Origin of the sequence: Desulfitobacterium chlororespirans DSM 11544, from assembly GCF_900143285.1 — a bacterium.
Classification (GTDB): Bacteria; Bacillota; Desulfitobacteriia; order Desulfitobacteriales; family Desulfitobacteriaceae; genus Desulfitobacterium; species Desulfitobacterium chlororespirans.
Window position 1 is genome coordinate 354,238 of sequence record NZ_FRDN01000005.1, and the last position, 22,062, is coordinate 376,299.

The 22,062-nt window shown below is 46.2% G+C and carries 23 protein-coding genes; 16 read left to right on the forward strand and 7 right to left on the reverse strand.

Features of this window, described 5'->3' with window-relative positions; genetic code table 11:
• Positions 1 to 52: 52 nt before the first annotated feature.
• From BUA14_RS07545 to BUA14_RS07610, 14 genes are all read left to right on the forward strand, one after another.
• On the forward strand, positions 53 to 331 hold the full coding sequence (locus BUA14_RS07545) for a CopG family ribbon-helix-helix protein (RefSeq protein ID WP_011461523.1): 279 nt from the start codon (positions 53 to 55) through the stop codon (positions 329 to 331).
• Positions 328 to 678 (forward strand): type II toxin-antitoxin system PemK/MazF family toxin, encoded by a 351-nt coding sequence (locus BUA14_RS07550; RefSeq protein WP_005817423.1) that lies wholly within the window; start codon positions 328 to 330, stop codon positions 676 to 678. Before BUA14_RS07545 ends, BUA14_RS07550 begins: the two co-directional genes overlap by 4 nt.
• A 195-nt stretch (positions 679 to 873) precedes the next feature.
• Positions 874 to 1,605, forward strand: a complete 732-nt coding sequence (locus tag BUA14_RS07555; RefSeq protein WP_072772035.1) for a gamma-glutamyl-gamma-aminobutyrate hydrolase family protein — start codon at positions 874 to 876, stop codon at positions 1,603 to 1,605.
• 284 nt (positions 1,606 to 1,889) lie between these two features.
• Positions 1,890 to 4,019: a molybdopterin-containing oxidoreductase family protein gene (locus tag BUA14_RS07560; RefSeq protein ID WP_242954587.1), complete on the forward strand. Its 2,130-nt coding sequence runs from the start codon at positions 1,890 to 1,892 to the stop codon at positions 4,017 to 4,019.
• 261 nt (positions 4,020 to 4,280) lie between these two features.
• On the forward strand, positions 4,281 to 4,589 hold the full coding sequence (locus BUA14_RS07565; protein ID WP_072772037.1) for a DUF2325 domain-containing protein: 309 nt from the start codon (positions 4,281 to 4,283) through the stop codon (positions 4,587 to 4,589).
• A gap of 57 nt (positions 4,590 to 4,646) precedes the next feature.
• Positions 4,647 to 4,847 carry a YezD family protein gene (locus BUA14_RS07570; protein ID WP_011461520.1) on the forward strand — a complete coding sequence of 67 codons (201 nt, stop codon included), beginning with the start codon at positions 4,647 to 4,649 and terminating at the stop codon, positions 4,845 to 4,847.
• Positions 4,848 to 5,009: 162 nt separating this feature from the next.
• Positions 5,010 to 5,888 carry a nitrogenase iron protein gene (nifH, locus tag BUA14_RS07575; RefSeq protein WP_072772038.1) on the forward strand — a complete coding sequence of 293 codons (879 nt, stop codon included), beginning with the start codon at positions 5,010 to 5,012 and terminating at the stop codon, positions 5,886 to 5,888.
• 88 nt (positions 5,889 to 5,976) lie between these two features.
• The gene (locus tag BUA14_RS07580) at positions 5,977 to 7,311 is read left to right on the forward strand and encodes a nitrogenase component 1 (protein WP_072772039.1); all 1,335 of its coding nucleotides are present in this window, start codon (positions 5,977 to 5,979) and stop codon (positions 7,309 to 7,311) included.
• Positions 7,312 to 7,321: 10 nt separating this feature from the next.
• Positions 7,322 to 8,839 carry a nitrogenase component 1 gene (locus tag BUA14_RS07585; protein WP_072772040.1) on the forward strand — a complete coding sequence of 506 codons (1,518 nt, stop codon included), beginning with the start codon at positions 7,322 to 7,324 and terminating at the stop codon, positions 8,837 to 8,839.
• 37 nt (positions 8,840 to 8,876) lie between these two features.
• Positions 8,877 to 9,980 (forward strand): ABC transporter substrate-binding protein, encoded by a 1,104-nt coding sequence (locus tag BUA14_RS07590; protein ID WP_072772162.1) that lies wholly within the window; start codon positions 8,877 to 8,879, stop codon positions 9,978 to 9,980.
• Positions 9,981 to 10,001: 21 nt separating this feature from the next.
• Positions 10,002 to 11,018, forward strand: coding sequence for an ABC transporter permease (locus BUA14_RS07595; protein ID WP_072772041.1), 1,017 nt, complete (start codon positions 10,002 to 10,004; stop codon positions 11,016 to 11,018).
• On the forward strand, positions 11,015 to 11,803 hold the full coding sequence (locus BUA14_RS07600) for an ABC transporter ATP-binding protein (RefSeq protein WP_072772042.1): 789 nt from the start codon (positions 11,015 to 11,017) through the stop codon (positions 11,801 to 11,803). The genes BUA14_RS07595 and BUA14_RS07600 overlap by 4 nt, the downstream gene beginning before the upstream one ends.
• An 18-nt stretch (positions 11,804 to 11,821) precedes the next feature.
• Positions 11,822 to 12,184, forward strand: coding sequence for a NifB/NifX family molybdenum-iron cluster-binding protein (locus BUA14_RS07605; RefSeq protein WP_072772043.1), 363 nt, complete (start codon positions 11,822 to 11,824; stop codon positions 12,182 to 12,184).
• Between the two features lie 37 nt (positions 12,185 to 12,221).
• The gene (locus tag BUA14_RS07610) at positions 12,222 to 13,187 is read left to right on the forward strand and encodes a radical SAM protein (RefSeq protein ID WP_084078489.1); all 966 of its coding nucleotides are present in this window, start codon (positions 12,222 to 12,224) and stop codon (positions 13,185 to 13,187) included.
• A gap of 99 nt (positions 13,188 to 13,286) precedes the next feature.
• Here the strand turns inward: BUA14_RS07610 and BUA14_RS07615 are convergent, their stop codons facing one another.
• Entirely contained in the window at positions 13,287 to 15,521 is a 2,235-nt protein-coding gene (locus BUA14_RS07615) for a sigma-54-dependent Fis family transcriptional regulator (protein WP_072772044.1), read from the reverse strand.
• Positions 15,522 to 15,854: 333 nt separating this feature from the next.
• Between BUA14_RS07615 and BUA14_RS07620 the strand changes: the two genes are divergently transcribed.
• Positions 15,855 to 16,430: a DoxX family protein gene (locus tag BUA14_RS07620; RefSeq protein ID WP_072772045.1), complete on the forward strand. Its 576-nt coding sequence runs from the start codon at positions 15,855 to 15,857 to the stop codon at positions 16,428 to 16,430.
• 78 nt (positions 16,431 to 16,508) lie between these two features.
• Here BUA14_RS07620 and BUA14_RS07625 read toward each other — a convergent pair whose 3' ends face one another.
• The 6 genes from BUA14_RS07625 to BUA14_RS07645 form a co-directional block, all read right to left on the reverse strand.
• Positions 16,509 to 17,051: a nitroreductase family protein gene (locus tag BUA14_RS07625; RefSeq protein ID WP_072772046.1), complete on the reverse strand. Its 543-nt coding sequence runs from the start codon at positions 17,049 to 17,051 to the stop codon at positions 16,509 to 16,511.
• A 326-nt stretch (positions 17,052 to 17,377) separates the two neighbouring features.
• Positions 17,378 to 17,695 carry a TFIIB-type zinc ribbon-containing protein gene (locus tag BUA14_RS07630; protein WP_072772047.1) on the reverse strand — a complete coding sequence of 106 codons (318 nt, stop codon included), beginning with the start codon at positions 17,693 to 17,695 and terminating at the stop codon, positions 17,378 to 17,380.
• A 135-nt stretch (positions 17,696 to 17,830) separates the two neighbouring features.
• The gene (locus tag BUA14_RS27835) at positions 17,831 to 17,998 is read right to left on the reverse strand and encodes a hypothetical protein (RefSeq protein WP_178371648.1); all 168 of its coding nucleotides are present in this window, start codon (positions 17,996 to 17,998) and stop codon (positions 17,831 to 17,833) included.
• Between the two features lie 146 nt (positions 17,999 to 18,144).
• Entirely contained in the window at positions 18,145 to 19,536 is a 1,392-nt protein-coding gene (locus BUA14_RS07635) for a sensor histidine kinase (protein WP_072772048.1), read from the reverse strand.
• A gap of 4 nt (positions 19,537 to 19,540) precedes the next feature.
• Positions 19,541 to 20,233 (reverse strand): response regulator transcription factor, encoded by a 693-nt coding sequence (locus BUA14_RS07640; RefSeq protein WP_072772049.1) that lies wholly within the window; start codon positions 20,231 to 20,233, stop codon positions 19,541 to 19,543.
• A 180-nt stretch (positions 20,234 to 20,413) separates the two neighbouring features.
• Entirely contained in the window at positions 20,414 to 21,181 is a 768-nt protein-coding gene (locus BUA14_RS07645; protein WP_072772050.1) for a tRNA threonylcarbamoyladenosine dehydratase, read from the reverse strand.
• Positions 21,182 to 21,466: 285 nt separating this feature from the next.
• Here BUA14_RS07645 and BUA14_RS07650 point away from each other — a divergent pair, with 285 nt between their 5' ends.
• Positions 21,467 to 22,048, forward strand: coding sequence for a DUF2318 domain-containing protein (locus tag BUA14_RS07650; RefSeq protein ID WP_072772051.1), 582 nt, complete (start codon positions 21,467 to 21,469; stop codon positions 22,046 to 22,048).
• Positions 22,049 to 22,062 lie beyond the last annotated feature (14 nt).

Consider the following 22,062-nt stretch of genomic DNA (forward strand, 5'->3'; position numbering starts at 1 on the left):
TTATTGTCTATAATGAAGTATAGCTGTGGCTAAATGACTTGGGGGTGCTGGTGTGGCAGAGAGTAAGCGGATAATGATTAGTTTGCCGGAGAATTTGCTCGCGGAAGTGGATGATGTCGTTACGCTTGAGAATAGAAATCGTAGCGAATTTATACGTGAAGCAATCAACAGTGTTCTTCATGAACGCCGGAAACGGGGAATCCGCGAACAGATGCGTAAAGGTTATGAGGAAATGGCTCAATTGAACTTAGCCATTGCCAGAGAGCTGTTCCTTGCTGAGGAAGAGGTCCAGGTGGTTTATGAAGATTCTAATGTGGAGTGTCAGAGATGATTATAAAACGCGGGGAAATCTACTATGCTGAACTTAACCCCGTCGTCGGATCCGAGCAAGGCGGTACCCGTCCTGTGTTGGTGATCCAAAATGATATCGGAAATCAGTTTAGTCCGACGACTATTATAGCTGCGATTACATCTCAGATTGCCAAAGCAAAGCTGCCGACTCATGTGGAGGTGCGGGCCAAGCGCAGTGGTTTGGAAAGGGATTCGGTCATTTTGACCGAACAGATCCGAACGATTGACAAAAGCCGCCTCAAGGAGAAGGTCGCCGTTCTTGATGAAGAAGTGATGTTGAGGGTGGATCAAGCGATTGAAATCAGTTTAGGACTGACTGATATTTAATGAGTATAATACATGAAGTGAATATAAATTAAGATAAACACAGCGGCAGCGTTGGTCGGAACGACTAATGCTGTTTTTATTCTTCATCACTTAATGCAGAGCGTTGAATAGTATGTTTAGGGAAGAGGCTCTGCGCAGCCCAATAATCATACTCTATAAGCCGGTGTAGAGAAATGTATGGAGAGGAGATACATAATGAAGCGCAAACCTGTCATTGGTATAACTGCTGCTCATTGTAATGAGGAGTTAAAATCCTATCCGCGGGCCCGCTATGTGGAAGCGGTTAAGCAAGCGGGAGGGCAGCCCATACTATTACCCCCAGTCGCTGCCGCTGAAGATGCCGAGGAAGTCATTGCCCTTATGGATGGACTTATCCTTACGGGTGGAGGGGATATCTCCCCTGTTTTGCTGGGGGAAGATCCGCTGCGGGGAATCGGGGACTGTATGCCGGATCGGGATTTCAGTGAGATTCTCCTGACCCAAAAGGCTCTGGAAGTGAACCTTCCTCTCTTAGGGATATGCAAAGGGGTTCAAGTGCTGGCTGTAGCCGCAGGCGGAAAGATTTTTCAGGATATTATCAGCCAATGCCCAGGATCTATGGAGCATAAGATGAAAGCCCCCCGGGACTTCCCTTGGCATGAAATAACTCTCAAGGAATCCCGATTAAGGACCTTCCTTGGTGAAGAGCGAATCGCGGTAAACAGTGTTCATCACCAGGCAGTTTCCGAGGCTCCCCAAGGATTTGTGATCAGTGCTGTCGCTCCCGATGGCATCATCGAAGGGATTGAGAAAGTTGACGCGTATTTCTGCATAGGAGTGCAATGGCATCCTGAAGTGATGATGAAGGATAAGAGCAGTCAAAAAATATTTCAGGAGTTAGTGGCGGCAGGGGCAGGATATTATAGAAAGAAAGCATTGACATTTTAATAGTGTTAGATTAAAATTGCTTTATAAATAAAAGTAATTAAATAGGTTTAGTTGGATATATATTGAAATCTCCTTAACTGGATGGCTGATTAGTCAACTAAAGGCCCTATGACATTAGTGAAATACTGATGTTATGGGGTCTTTATTATATAACCATGAAAACCATGAATGGAGGACTCAAACGGATAATTGATACAGTCATTGTTAAGGCAGGAATTAGAGTCATTAAGGCAGGCGGAATCACTTTATGTTTAACAAAGTAAGAAAGAGTAGGTGGGATGAAAATGAGTGCTAAGGTAACTCAGAAGACAATTTGCGGGATTTGCCCGGGAGGGTGCGCTGTAGAGGTTGGAGTTAAGAATGGTGAATTAGTGGAGATCTTCCCTTTAAAGGGGGGGCCTTTTGGAGCCTTATGCATTCGGGGAAAACATGCACCTGAAGTGGTTCACTCACCTAATCGTTTGAAAAAACCGCTGATTCGTACAGGAAAACGGGGAAACGGTCAATTTAGGGAAACCACCTGGGATGAAGCTCTGAATTATGTGGCTGAGAGGCTCCTGGCAATTAAGGAGAAATATGGCCCTCAAGCGGTAGCCAGTCATAGCGGAAGGGGAACCTTTGAACAGTCTTTTGCAGAGTTCACCGGTGGTGGGGAAACCATGACCTCCAGATTTCTTTGGCCTTTTGGCTCTCCTAATGTGGCTAGTGTAAGCTCCTTATGTTTCACCTCTTTCGGTGTATTGGCGCCTAAGGCGAATTTTGGGCTGCTGGGACCCGCTTTAGAACCGGATATTGAGAACAGCAAGCTGATTGTTGTCTGGGGAGCAAATCCTGCTACGGATTCCCCGCCCTTTATGTTTGACCGGATTCTAAAAGCGAAGCAGAAAGGAATACGGATTATTGCCATTGACCATATGCGCAGCGATATTGCCAAAAGAGCGGATCAGTGGATAGCTGTTCGCCCCGGGACGGATGGCGCGTTAGCTTTAGGCCTTCTCAATTTGGTGATTGAAGAAGAATTATATGACAAAGAATTTGTGGAGAGCTGGACTATAGGCTTTGCCGAGCTAAGGGAATATGTGAAAGAATTTTCCCCTGCTGAAGTAGAGAAGATTACTGGAGTTCCAGCTGAACAAGTCATTCAATTGGCCCGTCTGATTGCAACAACGAAGCATACGACTTTAAGGACGTATACCGGGTTGGAGTATTCCAATGGGGGAGTACAATCCATTCGAGCTGTCTATCTTCTTTGGGCCATTACCGGAAATATCGATGTGCCCGGTGGGTTAGTCATCAATCAGGCTTCGCGGCCAGGGAACCAAAGATTACTTGCCTATAAACCTGAAGGTATAGCTCCGATTGGTGCGGCAGAATACCCACTGTTCTATGAACTTACGGAAAGTGCTCAATTTATGGAATTCCCCAAAGCAGTCTTAGAAGGTAAACCCTACCAAATCAAAGGGCTGATCAATATAGGTGCATCTATTTTGACCTCCTATCCCCAAACCCAAATATGGGAAGAGACCTTTGAAAGCTTGGATTTCTTGGTGGTAATAGATCGTTTTCTCACCCGGGATGCTCAATTCGCAGACGTAGTGCTGCCGGCTACAACCTATTTTGAAAACACATCTTATCAGCGTTATCCAGGTTATCTGCGTTTAAGACGACCAGTGATTGAACCAGTGGGTGAAGCAAAAAGCGACTTGGCAATCTTGGCGGCTTTGGCTGAACGGTTAGGATATGGCGAGCTGTTTCCTCAATGTGATGATGAGTTTTTAAAGCAAGCTTTTGCTGAAAATCCTGAAGTATTGGAGAGATTACAGGAAGCAGAAGATGGAATTCTCTTACCTCGACCGGAACCGCAGTATCAAAAATACGCGAAAGGGTTGTTGCGGGCTGATGGTCAAGCAGGATTTAATACCCCCTCCGGCAAAGTAGAAATCAATGCCGGCATACTGCTCCAATATGGATACGACGGCTTGCCGGTATACTCAGAACCCGCAGAAGGGAAGTTCGGCAACCCGGATTTGTATAAGAAATATCCTTTGATTTTGAATACCGGAGCGAGAATTCAATCTACTTTCCGTTCCCAGCATTTGAATATCCCTGGTTTGCTCAAACTTCAAGAAAAACCTCAGGTCATTATTAATCCGGAAGATGCTTCCCTTCGTGGTGTCCGGAATGGCGATAAGGTTGTCATTCGTACGGAACGGGGAAGTGTGGAGTTTTATGCTGCCGTAACGGAAGACATTCCCCAGGGAGTGGTAGAACTTAATGTGGGCGGGGGAGGGCCGATCCAGGCGGAACCCTGGCGCCATGCCAATGCCAATAATTTGACTGATTTCTATAATCGCGATCCAATCTCCGGGTTCCCGGTGTTGAAAGCACTTTTATGCCAGATTGAAAGAACATAAAAGAATCCGGGAATGTAAAGGAAGAAAATTTGATGAAATTCCTATTGACAAAAGATCTGTTGTAGAATAGAATACCCCTTAAGATATATTTATAAATCCTATAGGAATAATAATAGAATAAAAACATATAATTTTTGCATAGATAAATTAAAGAATGGTATAAAGTTTGCAGCTCTCTTTTTTTAATACAAAACGTAGTAAATTGATTGGATAAGTAAGTATTGAAAAGTGTTATCATCTAGTGGAAAGAGAGGGATTAAAATGAGGATTGCTATCGTAGGTGGGCAAAATCATAATCAAGAAACGTATGGTAAGCTTCTGGGAAAAACAGGCCGGGTCGAAATTCACTTTTATGATGGCATTCCGAAGAAACATAATAAAAGGAATTTAGAGAAATTAATTAAAGACGTAGATTTGGTAATCGTAATTCTAGGAGCTTGTTCACATGCCAGTATGTGGGATACCAAAAAAGCAGCAAAAAAATGCGATAAAGAAGTGCTTTTTTCCAGGGGAATTGGAATTTCCTCTATAGTTAAGCAAATTGCGGGAAAACCTGCGTATACAGCATAGATAGTTTCAGGCGGCGTATTCAGGAATGCCTTGATCAAGTACCCTTGTCAGGAGGTGTTGAGGATTAAAGAGAGCGAAAAAGTCCAACCCGCCGTCAGCCAAGTTAATCCTTCATGGGTAGTAACACTATTAGAAATTATTGACTCAATGAAACATGGTTCTGTCACGATAATTGTTCAAGATGGTATTGTCATCCAGATTGATAAAAATGAGAAATTCAGGTTAAAAAACCAAGTTAACAGAAAAGGAACAGCCTAGTTGACAACTTGATAGTTAATTGACCAGTAAACTGGAGATTAAGCAGGACCTTGCCTTAAGGTTATCTACTTGATCTCCTTTTCTTTTGAGTAAAAGATCTTTAGTTTATGATCACGTCGGAAGTGTGTGGAGTAGACAGAATTAATTTTTGCGGAGGGTGTTATGGGAAAGAAAATCACACAGATTGCAATTTATGGTAAGGGAGGGATTGGCAAATCCACCACCACATCAAATCTAAGTGCAGCTTTGTCAAAGCTCGGATATAAGGTGATGCAGTTTGGCTGCGATCCTAAGAGCGATTCCACGAATACTCTGCGGGGAGGAAGGTACATCCCTACGGTGCTGGACACTCTGAGGGAAAAAAGTGTGGTGAAAGCATCCGAAGTGATCTTTGAGGGCTTCAATGGAATCTATTGCGTGGAGGCAGGAGGCCCGGCTCCAGGGGTTGGCTGCGCAGGACGGGGGATCATCACAGCGGTGGAACTGTTTAAGCAGCAAAAAGTCTTTGAAAGCCTGGATTTGGATTTTGTCATTTATGACGTATTAGGGGATGTGGTTTGCGGAGGGTTTGCAATTCCGATTCGAGAAGGGATCGCTGAACATGTGTTTACGGTTTCCTCGTCAGATTTTATGAGCATTTATGCCTCCAATAATCTCTTTAAAGGGATCAAGAAATATTCCAATTCAGGTGGAGCGTTGTTGGGGGGCGTCATTGCTAATTCCATCAACCAAGCCTATGCTAAAGCCATTGTCGATGATTTTGTTGAACGGACTCAGACCCAGGTGGTGGAATATATTCCTCGCTCCATTACAGTAACCCAAAGTGAGTTGCAGGGAAAGACCACGATTGAAGCTGCTCCTGAATCCGAACAAGCGAAAGTATATACTCGTCTGGCCGAAAAGATTGTGGAGCATAAAAGCTCAAAGGTTCCCGCTCCCTTGGAAATAAAAGAACTGCAAGAGTGGGCGACAAGCTGGTCAGATCAATTGTTGGCCTTGGAAAGGGGAGTGGTTGTCGGAGGAAATGCCGCAGGTATTTAGCCCGCCTTTATCCTCAGTTTAATCAACCTGAACCACCCTGAGCGGCCTGAACAGCTATTTCTAATTAAGACTTTAGGGGAGGAAAACCATGGCAATCTTTATCGAAAGACCGCGAACATCCTGCGCACTGGGAGGGGCTCTGGCCACCATGAGCGCTCTGCCCAGAGTGGTGCCCATAATTCACAGCGCCCTCGGTTGCGGAGGCAATCTCAGCGGTGCCGCGGCTTTTGGAGCCGGATACTGCGGTTCCAGCTATGCCAGTGGTCAAAGTGCGCCTACCAGTGCCGTGACCGAGACGGAAATTGTCTTTGGCGGCAGTGACCGTCTGCATGAGGAAATTCAATCCACGCTGGACCTTATTGATGCCGACTTATTCGTCGTAGCTACCGGCTGCATAACCGAGATGATCGGGGATGACGTGCAGGGTGTTGTCAGTGAATTTGCCGGCGAGAGAAAGCCTGTCATCGCCATCAGCACTCCCAGTTTTAAGGGAGATGCCTATGCGGGCTATTCCATCACCCTGGAAGGTATTTTTAATAAGTATTTGTCCAGGTCTAACCCTAAAAAACCTAAACTGGTCAATCTTTTTGGTTTGGTGCCCTCTTACGACCCGTTTTTTCGGGGAGATCTAAGTGAAATAAAACGGCTTTTGGAAAAGCTAGGACTGGAGGCTAATACCTTCTTTACTCCTGATCAGACCTTCGCCAACCTTACCAGTGCTCCGTCAGCCACTTTAAATATTCTGTTTTCCCATGTGTGGGGAGTGGAGTTTGTGAAGAACTTTGAGCAAACACATGGAACACCCTACTGGATTACTGATTTGCCCATCGGCCCTGAAGCCACTGACCATTTTCTGAGGGAGGTTGCTGAAAAGCTGGAGATAGAACCGCAAAGGGTTGAAGAGGTTATTGCCCAGGAAAACAAAGAGTATTATGGCTATTTCCAACGGGCTGTGGATATTTTTACCGATGCTGACTACAAATTTTATGCAGCCATAATCACCAACTCCAACTATGCCATCCCCTATGCAGAGTTTTTAGAAAGGGAATTGGGGTGGGTACCCAAAGATATTTTCATAACCGATCTTCTTCATGACGGACAAAAAGAAATACTCAGGGAGGCATTTCAGGCGAAGAATTTACTGGGTGAGTTGATATTTGAAAGCGACACCAGCCGCATCGGTGTGACTCTCAGGCAAAGGCATCCTCAAGACCAGGGACAGCGTTACTTTGATGCCTATGCTCCTCTTTACCTATTAGGCAGTTCATTGGAGAAGGAGTTGGCAGTCGGCCGGGGTCTCAATTACTTAAGCGTCAGCTTCCCCGTATACAACCGCATCATTGTGGACCGGGGGTATTCAGGATACCGGGGCGGGCTGCACTTATTTGAAGATCTGATCGATGTCCTTGTCGCCCCGAAGTAGGAGGTCAAAAATGAGCTATTATGAACAAAATATCCCCCCCACCCGGGAACAGCGTCTGACCATAGGGGACAGCTTCAGCGGTTGCGGGAAAGAACTGTTGGACTGCGCCCAATCGGGATGCATACTGCAAAAAAACAGGAAGTTTTGGCAAGCCGGTGCCTGCCAGATGCAGTTGTCCCTGATGATGGCTGCAACGGTGGAGAATTCAGTCATCATTATGCATGGCCCGGTAGGGTGCGGGAGCACACTGCATAGTCTTGGGCCCGCAGCCAATAAAGGCAAAGCGAAGCGGGGAAAGAAGCCGCAGGCTCTGGTCTGGCTGACAACCAATTTGCAGGAGTCAGACGTCATCGGCGGCGGGGAAAAGAAGCTTAGAGAAACTGTCGAATATGCGGATAAAACTTTCCGTCCTGAGATCATTTTTGTAGTATCCACCTGCACCCCAAGCATCATCGGTGATGATGTGGAAGAAGTAGTTCGTCAAACCCAGAAAGGAGTTGCTGCTCATCTGGTCTCCATTCATTGCCCGGGCTTTCGAACCCGTGTGGTGGCAACGGCTTATGACTCCTTTTATCACGGACTGCTTAAGCATCTTCCTTTAGAACCACTTCCCGGGCAAGATTTTATTCCCCTTAAGGAAAATGAGCCCGGATATGAGTTGGCCATTCAACAATTTGCTTACCGGAAAAACCGCACGGTCAATTTGTTTAACGCCACCTCCATCGGCCCTGCCGATGAGGAAGAACTGGTGCGTTTGTTAAAGGCTTTGAACCTTAATGTACAGGTTTACACAGAATACAGTTCCTTGGCTGAGTACCGTAAAATGTCTCAGGCTGCGTTGAATATCAGCATGTGCAATGTTCATGACGATTATCTGCTTGCTTATTTGAAGGATAAATACGGTCTGCCCTATGTAATCCAAGGAATGCCTATCGGTACGAAAGCGGTGCGAAAATGGCTCCTTGCGGTGGCAGAGCATTTCGGCTTGGCAGAGAAGGCTAATCGGCTGGCAGACCAAGAGGAAAAGCAGGTGAACGAAGCCCTTCAGCCCTTCCTGCCGGTCCTAAAGGGCAAGCGTGTATTGATCAGCGGCGGGGTCGTCCGCGTAGCCGAAGAAGCAAAAGTTCTCAAGGACCTGGGCCTGGAAGTCATCGGTGTGAGAGCCTATCACTATGATAACGGTGCAGAGCCTGTTTATGGCTCCTTGGCTGATGAGTTGCCCGAAGTTCACGTGTCGGTAAGCAACCAACTATTTGAACTGGCCAATCAAATCGCCCGGTATCAGCCGGATTTGGTGATTGCCCACAACGGCACCCAGGGTTGGGTAGCGAAGATGGGGGTACCGGCCATTCAGTTATTCGATGTGGATCGGGCCTACTTTGGATACAGAGGGCTGTTTTCCCTGGTCAAACGGATCGCTTTTGCCTTTGAGAATACTTCCTTGCCCAGGCGTTTGGCCCAACATGTGAACCTTCCTTATAAAAAGGAATGGTATGAAAAGGATCCTTTCAGTTACATCAAAGGATGAGCCAGGAAAGATCGATGATGAGAAGGAGAAGATGAGTATGAGAAAACCGCAAAGAGACTTGGTATTCCGATTAACCGCAGTGCTTCTTGCAGGAGCGTTGCTGGCAGGGAGCCTTACAGGCTGCGCTTCGAACCAAGGGGTTCCGGCCCAAAGCAGCCAAGTCGGAACAGAACAGCTGCAGCCTGGAGAATCCGCCAATCTGACTCCGGAGCAATATGAGGCAGCCTATCAAGCGGAGCCGGCTGCCAACCGGGTGATTCATATTGGGTACAATGGCGGGCTGTGCCAGGCGCCCATCGCCATTGCTCAAGAAAAAGGTTTTTTCAAGGCTGAAGGGCTTAATACGGAGCTGACCCGTGCCGAAGATACCCGTGACGCTATTGTGGGCAGGAAAATTGATACCTCGGCAGGCATGGTTGCCGGCTGGCTTAAACCCATCACCAGCGGAGTGGATCTGGTATTTACGGTAGGCCTGCACACCGGTTGCGCCTCGGCCATTGCCCTGGCTGATTCGCCCATCAATTCCTTCGCGGATGCCAAAGGAAAGGTTGTGGCCATTAATGGCGGTATCGGCGGTATCTATCATAACATTGCCTATCGTTTGATTGCCCATGATGGGTACGTTCCAGGAGATTTTACTTGGAAGGACTTCCCTGCCGAACAGGCTCTTCAGGTATTGCAGAAAGGCGAAGCTTCTATAGCCGTTCTTGCGGATCAACTAGCTGAGAAATGGGTCCAGGAAGGACTGGTGAAAAGAATTCGTTCCACTACCCTGGATGAAGATTTTAAGAATGAAACCTGCTGCGTACTGGGTATCTCAGGAGATTTTATCCGTGAGAATCCTGTAACTGCCGAAAAAATTACCAGAGCAATTTACAAGGCCAGTCTGTGGGTAGAGGAAAATAAGGAAGAAACAGCTCAGATTCTCCTGGATAATAAGCATATCAGTGGCAGTGTTGATTATGCCGTGGATTTGCTCAAGCTCTATAATTATAACGTCACCAACGATGGCACGGAAAAATCAATCTATGATTCTATCGACGAATATAAGGCCCTGGGTGTCATCGATCAGAATCTTGATGCTGAAACCTTTAAGAAACAAGTCTGGCATCGGTTTGAGCTGGAAGATCTGAAGAATTAATGGGCGAAAGGGGAAATTATCATGAGCACCACACCGCCGTTGACCAGCGACCAGCTGGCGGAATTGGAAAAACGCCCCAAGACTGAATGGCAGCGAACTTTAGATTATATTATCAGTGGTGCACCTGTAGCCGTGGCCGTAATTCTCTTTCTGCAATATTATTTCCTGCCCAACTATAAATTCAATACCACAACAGCGGTTTATCCGCTGTTTGTGGGATTCTTTGTGCTCCTGCTGCTGGGACGGTTCATTGGGTCTTTCTTCTCCCAAAAAGTTCATGAAAGCTTAAGGGCTCAAGCTCCTTTTTATAGCGCGGTTTTTATTTTGCTGATTATATTTGATTACCTGACCCTTAAAACCGGAAAATTGCCCCTTCCTTACTTTCCCTGGCCGGATAAGATTCTCAATGCCATCATTGAGGACCGGGTGCTGCTGTTGGATTGCATCAGAAATTCGCTCATTCTGCTGTTTACGGGATACTTTTTTGGAGGCATTGTTGGCCTCATCACCGGCGTGACTGCCGGATGGTCGAAAAAAGTTCATTATTGGGTTATGCCGATCATTAAGATTTTAGGCCCGATTCCTTCCACCACCTGGCTGCCTATTGTTCTAATCATAGCGTCTTCATTGTTTAAAGGAAGTGTGTTTCTCATTGCTTTAGGGGTCTGGTATCCGGTGACCATAGCCACTCTGACAGGAGTTGTGAATGTGCGCAAATCCTATTTTGAAGTCGCCAGAACCCTGGGTGCACGGCAGAGACGGCTTGTTTTTAAAGTTGCCCTTCCTGCCGCTATGCCGAATATCTTTCAAGGGTTAACCCAGGGCATGAGTGTAGCCTGCACTACACTTATGGTTGCGGAGATGATGGGCGTGGAGTCAGGCTTGGGGTGGTATATCAACTGGCAAAAGGGCTGGGCAGAGTTTGGCAAGATGTATGCGGCGGTTATTGTTATTTGCCTGACCTTTACCGTAGTAAACATTGTGCTGACCCAAGTGAAAAAACGAGTATTGCGCTGGCAGGAAGGGACGATCCAATGAGCGGAGGAAAAGGATATATCCAAATCAAAAATGTTACGAAAATCTTCGCCCGCAATGATCTGGCCACGACCCTGACTGCCTTAAATGATGTGAGTATAGATATTCAGCCGGGAGAATTTGTGTCCATCGTGGGGGCCAGCGGCTGCGGTAAATCCACCCTTTTGCGAATCATCGCCGGGTTGGAGACGCCCACTCATGGAGGAGCTTTTTGTGATGGCGAAAGGATAGAGGAACCCAGTGCCAGGCGAGGGTTGGTTTTTCAGGATCCAACGCTTTTCCCCTGGCTCAATGTCTGGGATAATGTTGCTTTTGGGCTGAAAGCAGAGGGGAAATATAAGGAGAAAAAAGAAAGCATTTCAAAATTGCTCCAACTCATTGGGCTGGAGGAGTTTCATAAATCTTACCCCCATCAGCTTTCCGGAGGCATGAGCCAGCGGGTTTCTCTGATTAGGGCACTGGCCAATCAACCGGATGTTCTGCTTCTGGATGAACCCTTGGGTGCCCTGGATGCTTTTACCCGCATGAATATCCAGGATGAGCTGATCAATCTTTGGAAGCAGCGTGGTACCACCATGATCCTCATTACCCACGATGTGGACGAAGCTATCTATCTTTCCAATCGAATTATTGTGATGTCGCCCCGGCCGGGACGCATCATGAAAGAGTTAAAATTGGATATGTACCATCCCCGCAATCGGGGAGCCTCTGAATTTGTAGACTATCGCAATCAAATCCTCAAGCTCCTGCATTTTGCCGATGAAGAGGTAACGGAATATTATCTCTGAACGAAAGGGGAGGTGCTTATGTTGGCAGCCTTTGCCTCTAAGGATGGGAAATTCGTAAGTCAGCATTTTGGGCATAGTCCCTGCTTTTATATCGTGGAAATTAATGAGGAGTCCTGTGCCTGGAACTTCGCAGAACGTCGTGAAAACAGTCCTCCCTGCCGTTTCGGTGAGCATGATGACAAGACTTTTGCAAATAGTATCTCCTTGCTTTCTGACTGCCAGGTTCTCTTTGCGGTCAAAGTAGGTTCTTACGCTAAGACAGCGCTGCAAAGGCACAATGTCCAGGTCTTGGAGATGACCGGTTTTATTGAAGATATCTTGGCAGGGTATATCTCCTATCTGAAAAAGCAAAAGGAGAGGAGGGCTCATCATAAGCATTAATTATAAAAATGGTATTCGACCCCAGAAGAGGGGTGCCATGGCTGAAATGGCTATGGAAGTTGAGGCTCAAGGTGTAAGACCTTTGCGAAGGCAGATTATCAATCAAATAGAGCAGCTGATAGAAACTCAGATGGAGAATCATTTGCGAACTCCTAACATCTCTGATCATCCCTGCTTCAACGGAGCGGTCCATGGAAAAAAGGGCAGACTTCATCTGCCGATCAGTCCCGCCTGCAATATCCAGTGCCGGTTTTGCCGGCGGGACTGCAATAGTAAGGAATTGCGCCCCGGAGTTGCCAAAGGCATTCTTCCTATAGAAGAAGCGGTGGATATAGTGGGCAAAGCCTTGGAACTGTGTCCGGAAATTACGGTAGTGGGGATTGCCGGACCTGGGGACGCCCTGGCCTCTTTTCATGCAGTCGAAGCTTTTCAGCAGGTTCACAAGGCGTACCCCCACTTAATTAAATGCTTAAGCACCAATGGATTAGCTCTCCCCGGCAAAGCGGATCTTCTGTATGATTTGGGAGTCCGCACTGTAACGGTAACAGTCAATGCAGTAGACCCTTGGAGCGCATCCAAGGTGGTCTCTCATATCCTTTGGGAAGGGAAAGTTTACAGAGGTGAAGAAGCAGGGCGGATATTGCTTGCTCACCAGTTGCGCGGGATTCAGCAAGCAAGTCAAAGAGGGATTGTAGTTAAGGTCAATACAGTACTCATTCCCACAATCAATGATCACTGCATTGGAGATATTGCCCGTACGGTAAAGAAGGCAGGGGCAACAGTGCATAATATCATCCCTCTTATACCTCAGCATGAGCTGAAGGATATTCCGGCCCCCACCTGTGAACAAATCAATAAAGCCCGTAGTGACGGAGAAGTTTATCTAAAGCAATTTCGTCACTGCCAACATTGCCGGGCTGATGCCTGCGGCATTATTGGCAAAGAAGATTTGTCCGCTAAGCTTTATGGCGGACGGAGAATGGAGACTTTTTCCCACGGGTGAGATGATTTCTTGAGTATAAGCTTCCTGGCGCGGGAATATGACAGACAGAGAAGGGCTTCAATAATATGAAGGGTGGAATTTAAAATTCCACCCTTCATATTATTGAAGCCCTAGACGTTTAAGCTTTTTCCAAAGACCGGTACGGGTAATCCCCAGATATTGTGCCAGAGCGGTTTTGTTTCCGCCAAACTCTGCAAGTAAGCCTGCGATTTCCTCTTTCTCGGAATGTCCCTTGTCCGTCTCAGCCACCCGAAGGTCGGGAGGCAGATCCTGGGCATGAATAGTGGAACCTTCGGCAAAAACGTAAAGCCGGTTGATAATATTTTGGAGTTGACGGATATTGCCCGGCCAAGTGTATTTGAGGAAGAGGTCTTGAGCGCCAGGGGAAAGGGTTTTTTCCGGAGTATCATGACTTTGAGCAAGGAACTGAAGCATATGCTCGGCTAATTCCAGAATATCCTGCCCCCTCTCCCGTAAGGGAGGGATTTTGATCTCAATAGAATTAAGTCGATAGAGTAGATCCTCCCGGAATTCTCCCTGCTCAACCATCGAACTAAGGTCGCGATGGGTTGCGGAGAGAATGCGGACCTTAATCGGAATGGGTTTGATAGCGCCTAAAGGTTCTATCTCTTGTTCCTGGATAACTCTTAAGAGTTTTGCTTGCAGTTCCGGAGAAAGCTCACCAATCTCATCCAGAAACAAAGTTCCTCGATTGGCCAGCAGGATTTTTCCGGGCTTGCCGCCTTTCACTCCGCCGCTAAAGGCACCCTCCTGATAACCGAAAAGCTCGGATTCTAAAAGATTAGCCGGTATAGCTGCCGAATTAACGACAATAAAAGGGCCTTGAGCAACTTGACTTGATTGATGAATCGCTTTCGCCAGCAGCTCTTTCCCGGTTCCTGTTTCACCGGTAATTAATATGGGGAAGTCATATTGAGCAGCTCGGGCAGCGTTCTGGATTGTGTCCTGCATGATTTTAGAGCTGCCGATAATTCGTGAAAATCCGGAAGTTTCTTGATCTTGTAGACGATCTTTTCTTGTTGGTTTAAGGGATTGCCGAGAAGAGTTTGGTTCAGGGGCAGCACCGGACGCGTCTTGGAGGCGGGCTACTACAGAGCTAAGTTGCTCTGTAGCTACTTTGAATAATCCGGACATATGGGGGGAAGAAGCTTTTTCGTCCATAGCGGCGGCCACCAGCGCGGCGACAATGGTTTCCCGATGTTCGATGGGAGCGTAAAGGGTAGAGGTAAATCCTTGGTTCAAAAGTTCGTCCGTATTTTGGATTGAGGTGTGGACTAAGCTATAGCAGACAATACTCTTTGCTTGAAGCATCGCGGCGATTTCCTTGTCCAAAGGTTTCCACTCATTTTTCTGGGGGAATTTTCTGCCTGCGCTAATGAGGAGTTTTTGCTGTTGATGAGTCTGATCAAGGAGACAAAGATAGATGCTTTCCAGTTGAGTGGCGATCTGCAATTGAATGCAATAGTCATTGAGAAAATCAAGGATGTGATCATCTTTAAGGTTTTCTGCGATGCTGTGCAGAAAAGCCGATGTAGCCATAGCCTGATAAGAGCGTTCCTGGATTATTCCGGAATGATAAAAGGCCTGACTGAAGTGCCGGGAAATCTGGTTAATCAAATAGGCATCTTCTATCTCAAATTGCAAGGCTTTGGTGCCGCCCAATAAGATGGCACCGATTACCTCGTGACCAAAGAGTATAGGAACTCTCAGGGCGGAACGAAATCCTGTCCGATAGAGCATGGGATCTTCGCTGAAAGAGAAACCTTCCGGCTGAAGAGAGGAGCTCAGTTGGGGAGCTTCCGTTTCTAAAATCCAGCCTAAACCGGTCTTACGGATTTGAGAATAAGGGGCGTAGATACTGCCCTCTATTCCCAAACCAATGGAGTAAGCATAGCTGTATTTGCGAAGCTGGGGATTCACCCGTACCAAATCAAAACGCTCAAAAGAAGTTGCCTCGCTGATCATATTTACAATGCGCAATACGATCTCTTCCGGATCTGTGGTCAGATCTTCGAGCGCTCGTTCAAACTGGGGAGGGAGTGCGGATGTAAAATTTGGTTCCAACCCAAGCAGAAGCAGGCGGTTGGAGTCACCGCTTACCATAAAGAGTTCGACATTTAGAGCAATCTGATGATTGGCTACAGACCATGTGGTAATATCATTCTTCGGTTTTAAACTGAGAAGGGTCTCTAAAGATTCTTGATCCAGGGCATGAGTCAGTTGTTTGGCATAATGATTCATCCGCTGTATTTTGTTGGTGGAGTCTATACGGATTATCCCAAAAGGAAAGGATTCAAATAGTTCATCACGCATAATCGTTCTCCCTAATCTGTTTAAGGTAATCCTCATGGCAGTCTTATGGGCAATTTTGCTTTTTGCCCTCAGTGTTAACAACTGTCTCTTCAGCACAGGATAGGTATAAAAGTAAAGTGAATAGGGTCTGAGTTAACACTGTTAACTGGGCAGTGTTAATTAGTTAACTGTTAATTCTGAATAGCATAGCCAAGATAAGCCTTTTTAGTATTGGCATGATATTTGCAATGTAATCTTGATGCAGATATAAGTGTTACTGAGGCGGGGAGAGGAGGCCTAACCTCAGATCAAAAAAGCACTGATCTTAATTATAATTTTGCAGGAGGGTTTTAGATGAAAAATCCAATCAAGTCCGTTATTGCCCTATTGATTCGTCTCTACTTTGGTTACTACTTCCTTAATGCCGGCATTGGTAAGTTCCAAACCGGTTTTAACGGAGACTCAGTCGGTGGATTCTTAAAAGGAGGCTTGGCTCAGACGGCGGAAGCTATGGCAGCTGCGGGTAAAACCGGGAAAGCAAATGTAACCGACACTTGGGGCTGGCTGATCAGCCATGTGTTCTTACCTAATGCAGATATCATGGCTGTTGCGGTTAAAACCGGTGAAGTAATGATCGGTCTGGGTCTTATTCTTGGCTGTTTTACCACCTTAGCAGCATTTTTTGCCCTAACTATGAATTTTTCCTTTTTACTTTCGGGTACAGTATCTTCTAATCCCCAAATGGTTATAGGGTTCTTATTTATTTTATATTTTGCAGCTGCTTCGGGGGCAATTGGTGTAGATCGTTTCTTTATGCATAAACTGGTGGATAAATTCCCCATCTTAAACAAAGGGTTCTTGAGACATCTTTTCCCGGTTGATGCCGGGCATAGAGCGGCAATAAAGAACACCATAAATCAAGCGGGTTAATAACTTGAATTTATCCCAATACAATTCGAAACTATAACTATGCGTCTGTCCCAACTAATTCACGGGGCAGGCGCTTTTTTACCGGCAATAATTCACATTTTCTGTGATGGAACGGTGAGGGGGCAAGGAATCTTCGGCAGAATGGCCTACCACGACTCCGCAGATAGGAGTTAAGCCAAAGGGGATACCGATTTTTTCCATGAGTTTTGAATTTCCCCTGATACCCTGTAAGGCAGAATGAATATAACAAGAACCCAGTCCCAGTGCCGTTGCCGCTATGGTAATACAAGTTGCGGCACAGGAGGTGGTGGCTTCTTTCAAAGGGTTGGCAAAAGGAGCAGAAAAGAGGAAGAAGACAGGAGCGCCGTATAGGGGCTGGTACCCTTCCAGTGCTGCCCGCCCCATCAGAAGCTTGTCGCCGGAGTTTTTGTATTGTACTAAGGCTTCTTCGTTAATTTCTTTTAATATTTCAGGATTCTCAATGACTGAAGTATGGAAGATCCCCACTTTAGGTGCACTATTGCCGGCTCTCACAAGTTGGGTTATAATTTCTGTTTCTACAGGTTTGGACAGATAGCTCCGCACACTTTTTCTTAACTCTATTGCTTTGATAGTATCCATGATACAATCTCTCCTCCAACGAGCAAAGTTTTCCTGACTTTCAAAGCTTGGAAAATGTTTAGTTAATTTTACTCTAATCCAAACATTTAGTAAATGAAGTTATTATAGAAAGATTGGGCACAATTGAGCCCCTAAAGGCTATGAAGAATCCATAAACGCCAAGATTCCGGATTGAGGTCTGCGGGGTTAAGGCAGGTGATTGTATAGCTCATAATATGAGAAAAATGGCAGCTACCCTAGTGTAGGGTGGTCGTGCCATCTTTAATAGGTTAGTGTCTCTAAGTTTATGGGCCGTGAGAAAATTCAAGATTTCACACGTCCTCTGTTTAGTCAAATAACTCTTCAAGGAAAGATTTACGCCGTTTCTTTTTGTAATAGTAATCCTGATTAGAATAATTAGGGTTGTGCTGAGGCTGTCCATAAGGCTGCTCATAAGTTTGTCCGCTGTATTGCTGTCCGGGATTAGGAGCAGTACTTGAGGCAGGGACCGGGTTTACGGGATTGGCAAAAGAATTGCTTCTTTCAATGATTTTATCCAACTCACCTCGGTCTAACCATACACCCCGGCACTTAGGGCAGTAATCAATCTCTATACCTTGTCTTTCGGACATGGTCAGTTCTGCATCACAGACTGGACATTTCAAAAAGCACCACTCCTCTCTAATTATAAAAATTATAGCATGGTTATTTTAATTTTCAAAACTACCATGGCTGCTACAATTTTTACATAATCAACCTTTAGCGATTGCGTAAGTCAGAAAGTGGCCGCAGATGTAGGATTAGTAGCTGTTATTGATAGGACCGCAGGGTGACGCTCCGCATTGTGGCCCGTAGCAGCCTTGGGTCTGAGCAGGTTGCGCTGAACTATTGGTTTCCGCAAATACGGCAGTAGTTCCGACAATCAACAGGGCTGCGGTAATGACTCCTAAAGCGAGTTTTTTTATCATTTCGATTCCTCCCTACAATAGTTGATTTTTAAATGGGCAATACCATAACAACATCATAGAGGATAATCATGAATATCGTGTGAATTTTGTTGAAGATCATGTGAATTAAACCCTCTGGAACCCTTGCGGCAGAGAAAATTTCTGTTTTAGACGGGGGTGGGTTTTTCTTGAATGATTAGTGGAAGTATGAGCATGAACTGGCTGCCTTTACCTGGGCAGCTTTCGACCGTAAGTGTCCCTTGATGAAGATGAGCGATCTGTTGAGCTAAGGCGAGGCCGATGCCTGTACCGCCAGTTTCCCGAGAACGGGATTTTTCTGAGCGATAGAACCGTTCGAAAATAAAGGGAAGATCCCCTTCAGGAATACCGATTCCGGAGTCAGAAATGGTGATCAGGACATCCTGATGGCGAAGCTCCATTTGAACCTCAATTTTGCCCGCACTTTCCGTAAATTTATAAGCATTGTGAAGAAGATTGTAGAACAGGCGGGTTAGCAGGTATTCATCCCCTTCAATAAAAATTGATTCAGGTTTGCCCCATGCTAAAGAAATTCCTTTTTCCTGGATAAGAGGGGAGAGCATATTCACTGTTTTATCGATGAGTGCGGAAAGATTGACTTGAGTCAGATAAGGGCACAAGGCTCCCATCTCTGCGACATTGAGATCTTTAAGATCGCTGGATAACCTTGTCAACCGCTCAATTTCTTCATTGATAATGGCAAGGTTTTCCTTGGTGGCTGGAAGAACTCCGTCTTGGAAGGCTTCGATATAACTGCGGATAGAGGTTAAGGGAGTGCGCAATTCGTGAGCAATATCTGCAGTGAACTGCTTGCGGAGCCGTTCCTGCTTTTTCAGGTTTTCGGCCATCCCATTGAAGGCGGTAGCCAATTGACCGACTTCATCCTTAGTGGCAACTGGGACTTGTTCGTCCAAAAATCCTTCCCCCACCCTCTGCACGGCCTTTGTCAGTCCCTGTAAAGGGGAAGTCAAGCGCCGGCTGATCCAATAACTCAGGATTATACCAATGATCAAGGCTAAAGCTCCGGCCAGAAACAAGGATTGATAGATAGCGGAAATGAAGGACTGATCAGCAGGGGTCAAAACCTTGGCCCTGGCCGGATAGCGAACTTCCGCAATAGCAAAGACTCCATTGGGGCCGGAGATCATGAGGGTCTTGTTTTTCCATTCCTCAATGGTGTAGTTTAAACCCATGTCCATCCATAGACCGGGATCATTTTTCAGCATGGATTCCATGGGGTTGATGAGGGTCATGATGGTCTCCCCAGAGGGTTCTTTGATCACGATATGGGTTCCAAAAGGAAGAGAGTGGGCGATGTTAGATAGGGAATCGGAATTCCAGCACCCATGGCTGAAGAAACTGCTGCTTAAACGCTCAGGCAATTGTTCCAGAGTCACTTCTGTGGAGCGGGCGAGATAATCACTGAAATGTTTTTGGAAGACAAAGTTAACGGACAGAATGCTGAGCAATAAGGTCAGGAGAATAATGGCCAGGAAGGAGAGAAATAAGCGTTTACGCATGATGTTACTCCTCCTTGTGGGCATTAAATTTATAGCCGACTCCATAGACCGTCAGAATAATTTTAGGCTCGCTGGGTACTCTCTCAAGTTTCTGGCGTAATTTTTTGATATGGGCATCTATTACCCGTTCATCCCCGCCGAAATCATGGCCTTGGACGATTTGTACCAACTGCCCCCGGGAATACACTCTTCCTGGATACTTGGCTAAAGCACCAAGAATTTTGAACTCAGTGGGGGTAAGGGAGATGACCTCTTCCTGTAAACGGACTTCGTGCTGTGCGTTATCAATGGTCAAACCGTTATCGTAAGTGATGCTGTCGGCAAGGAGAGCGGTCTCCATATGGGTGCGCCTAAGCACGGCTTTGATCCGGGCCACCACTTCCCGCGGACTGAAAGGTTTACCGATATAGTCATCGGCACCCAAGTTAAGGCCTTGAAGCCGATCCTCCAACTCGACCTTGGCTGTGAGCATAATAACGGGAGTGGCCGAGATTTTACGAATCTCTCGACAGATTTCCTCACCGGATAAACCTGGTAGCATAAGATCGAGAAGGACGAGATCATAGGAGTTCTCTTTAAATAAGGTCAAGGCTACGAGGCCATTGACCGCTGTGGTCACATGAAACCCTTCTTGTTGCAAATACGCTTTAAGGACATTGCTGATATTTTTTTCATCATCAACTAAGAGAATTCGCATGAAGATTCACCTCTTTTTCAACATAGTCTAATTTTAGTGGACAAAATAGCTGTTGGAAAGTAATCAACCTGGACTGTGCATGGAATTCATAAGAAATTCATAAGTTTTTCATAGGGAAATCACAGCCATCAGTAAAAATAAAGAAGACCCAAGCTGTTTGCTTTCGGTCTTCTTAGTTTTTCAGGCCTCCCGGGGGCAATCAGCAATTAGGTCATTGACAACCTGCCCGGCCATGAGAAGTCCTGATACAGGAGGAACAAAGGAAATGCTGCCGGGAATCTGCCGTTTAAGGGCACAATGGGCATCGCCCCCCGGGCAAATGCAGTTGGAGCGGCAGTCGGCTTCCGTATCCAGAGGAGTAAGGGGGAGATCGGGCGAATAGACGACTTTGATTCCCTTGGTAATTCCTTCTTTGCGCAGTAATTTCCGCACGGCCTTGGCCAAAGGATCGCCGCTGGTTTTGGATAAATCTGTAATGCGGTAATTTTCCGCAGAAAGGCGGTTGCCGGCTCCCATGCTGGCAATCAAGGGGATATTGCGTTGGCTGCATTCCTTAGCCAGGGCAACCTTACCGGAGACGGTATCGATAGCATCCACCACATAGTCTGGCTTTTGGCCCAAAAAGCTTTCCGCATTCTCAGCGGAGAAGAATTCTTTAATGGCATCCACCTTCGCTTTGGGGTTAATATCCAAGATGCGGTTTTTCATGACATCAACCTTTGCTTTACCGATGGTGGAATGGAGAGCATGAAGCTGACGGTTGATATTGGTCAGGCAAATTTCGTCGTAGTCCACGAGGATTAAATGCCCCACACCGGCTCGTGCTAAGGCTTCTGCGGTATAGGAGCCTACGCCGCCTATGCCGAAGATGATGACTGTGCTTTGGCTGAGCTTCGCCAAGGCGGATTTGCCGATAAGAAGCTCAGTTCTTGAGAATTTATGCTGCATGAGTATCCTCCTCATTTGTCGGAAGTTTTATTAATTCATTGGTTGCTCTTATGATTTCAGTTAATCAGTATAGCATAGTGTTTTAAGCAAAGAAAGGGAGTGTGAAAGACAGTACTTTAGACAAAGGGAACAGAAAATATTAGAAAGATGATAGGCTTACTTGAAAAATACTCGTATTTTGATTATATTTAGGACAGGTTATTTTGTAAAGATTACGCTAAGCTATTATTTTTTTGTCTTGTAAATGGGAATCGTCCAAACAAAAATTATGGAGGTATGGATCTGATGAGCAATAACCAAAACAGTAAAAAAGAAAAATTCACCCAACCTGAGAAAAAAAGTAAGGCGCCTCTGATTGGCGGAGTGCTCCTATTAGGAATCGCTATTATTGCGGGAAGCTTTTTCCTGGGGAACAAAGGCTCCGATGGGGATCAGTACGCTGTCGCAACGCTTGGCCAAACATTCGATTACAGCGGCTCTCCTCTTCCTCAGGTGGAAACGTCACCTGTTCAGGCTGCAAACGGCAAAGTGGTGGTCACCACTTTATCCGAACTTAAGGAAAAGAAATTTATCTATACTCAATATCAAGTCAATGACAAGACCATTCCTCTTACCGCTATCGCTCTGCCCGATGGCAAAGCCATTGTGGCTGTGAGTATCTGTGAGCCCTGCAACAGTGACTCTTTCCGGATTGAAGGGGAAAAGCTGGTCTGCAATGCCTGCAACACTACCTGGGCCTTGGATTCTTTTAAAGGCTTAAGCGGGGGATGCCAGGCTTATCCGCCGGATCGCCTCATCTATACTCAAAATGGGGATAACTTGGAGGTAGATCAAGGGATACTGGATGCCTGGAAGCCCAGAGTTTAGTCAATAGCTTGCCC